Annotated in this window: 1 protein-coding gene and 1 pseudogene; one reads left to right on the forward strand and one right to left on the reverse strand. The window is 48.4% G+C overall.

Annotated elements, in window-relative coordinates; all coding sequences use genetic code 11:
* Positions 1-10: 10 nt before the first annotated feature.
* Complete coding sequence (locus tag H5P30_RS12095; RefSeq protein ID WP_185691225.1) at positions 11-643, reverse strand: hypothetical protein; 633 nt, start codon at positions 641-643, stop codon at positions 11-13.
* A gap of 483 nt (positions 644-1,126) precedes the next feature.
* Between H5P30_RS12095 and H5P30_RS12100 the strand changes: the two are divergent.
* Positions 1,127-2,292, forward strand: a pseudogene (locus tag H5P30_RS12100) (IS4 family transposase); the annotation flags it as partial.

Raw genomic sequence — 2,292 nt, forward strand, 5'->3', positions numbered from 1 at the left:
GATATGCGTTTCAAGGGATCGCAAGATTGGTTCGATGCCGAAGCTCGGCTGTGGTTTCGCCTTCTTTGGCCTTCACGACTAAATGGTAAGATTCCGATGAATACGTAGCAGCGCTCCCTAGCTTCATGATATAGAGACCTGCCTCTGGGGAGTAAATTTCAGTGATCAAAGGCTGAATAAGGGAAAATGGGATTCTTGTGCCTTCGAATTCAGCCTCCCTGACTTTCTGAAGTTCATCGCGGAGAACCATACAATCCTTTTGTGTTAAGCTTGGATTAACGGAAGCACGACTTCCTTTCAAATACACAAAAGCCACTTCATCAATCCTTTCCGGCTCCGAACTGAGCATCTCACCCTGATAGATTTTCTTTTTCAGGGGGATTCTGATCATGGAGGCGGAGTATCTCGCTTTCTTGCCATCCCACATAGAGTTAAAGATGACATCTATGTAGCTGGGACCCTTAGGAATCATAAATCCCTTCGAAACCTCGAATAATTCTTTTTCGGGGTGGGTATCTCGCCAGTCAGCTAAAAATCGAATGGTTTCATTCTCTTCAAGCCCTTCGATCTTCTTTAGCTTGAGAAACTCATTCGCGAAGGATACACAAGGCAGCAAGAACACGATCAGGGCTATAAATTTCATTCTTCTTCTCTGCATATCAGTGCTATCTGCGTAACTCAGTTTCGGATAACCCGGATTTGCTGCGGATAAGTTCGCGGACCGCATATCCCCAATCATCTAAATTCTTGAGGTTCATTACACGTTGGTTTTAAGAAGCTTGGCTAAATTTTCGGCATTCAGGAAAAATGAATGAGCCGGTTAAGAGGAATCGAGCATCGATCCAGCAAAAGCGTAATTCCGGAGCAGATCGAAGGTCAATCCAAACTCGATTCTCGACGGAGTTTTGTACCTTTTCGGATTATGCCCCTTCCCAATCTCGTAAAGAATTCAATAGCGAAAAAGTGAACCGATTTTCCCCTTTTTCATAGGCCGCATCACTAGTGTCCAGTTAAGAGGGGTTTCGATTTTTCCAAGTGATTCATTTGAAGAGTCTTATACAGGATAAAGGTTGTCACGCATTTGAATCGGCTGGCGACCTTCCGTCGCATTCGTTCTCAATAACGGATGAACGCTGGCAGGCTCGTTTTTACTCAGATTACCGATGGCTTGGACCGGAAGGAGTTCGACCGATGCATCAAGCTTTACCCGATGCCCAAGAGCAGTCGCGGATTTACCGCACGCGACCAATTCCTTGCCATGGTCTTTGCCCAGTTGACTTACCGGGAGGGGTTGCGCGAGATCGAGGCTTGTTTGCGCGGGAATCAAAACGCTTACGCGATGGGGTTTCGCGGCAACATTACCCGCACCAATTTGGCATATGCCAACCAATGGAGGGACTGGCGCGTCTACGAAGCCATGGCTCATATCCTCATTCGAAGGACGCGGAGACTTTAGGCAGGCGAGACGAACCCGATGGGTCTCGATGGCATGGTCGTCGCGGTCGATTCGAGCACCATCGATCTTTGCCTGACTCTCTTCCCTTGGGCGGACTTTCGTTCCACGAAAGCGGCGGTAAAGATCCACACGCAGTTCGAACTTCAAGGCTCTATCCCGCTGTTCATCGACGTTACGAAGGGACGGGAACACGATGTGTCTTTCCTCGACCGAATGCCAGTCTCTCCCGGAACGATCTATGTAATGGATCGTGGATACCTCGACTTCGGTCGACTCTTCGGCCTCAGCCAGGCCGGAGCGTTCTTCGTTATCCGTGCCAAACGCAACCTCGACTGCTATGTCCGGGAGTCCCGCAGAGTTGCCAAAATCACAGGTCTGCGCAGCGATCAAACAATCGGTCTGAGCGGAGCCCTGTCCAAGGAACGATATCCCATTGCTTTGCGTCGAGTTCGTTTCTTCGACGAGGAGACTGGCAAGGACTTGGTATTCCTTTCCAACAATTTTTCCATCCCAGCATTGACCGTCGCCTTGGTCTACAAGAGCCGCTGGCAGATCGAACTTTTCTTCAAATGGATCAAACAGAACCTGCGGATCAAGTCCTTCTTCGGAACCTCGGACAATGCCGTCAGAACCCAAATTTGGATCGCCATCTGCACCTATCTTCTCGTCGCCAGTCTCAAAAAGACTCTCTGCCTCGACCACAGTTTGACCCGGATTCTGCAAGTTCTGAGTGTTAACGCTTTTCAGAAAGTTCATATCAATCAGCTATTTACAGAATCCTTCACAAATTTTGACGAAACTCAATTATCTAACCAACTCAACTTCAACGACTTCCT

Origin of the sequence: Puniceicoccus vermicola (assembly GCF_014230055.1) — a bacterium.
GTDB lineage: Bacteria > Verrucomicrobiota > Verrucomicrobiia > Opitutales > Puniceicoccaceae > Puniceicoccus > Puniceicoccus vermicola.

Excerpts from the sequence above, each read along its gene's own strand:
- H5P30_RS12095 (WP_185691225.1), bottom strand. The coding sequence starts at position 643 with ATGAAATTTATAGCCCTGATCGTGTTCTTGCTGCCTTGTGTATCCTTC.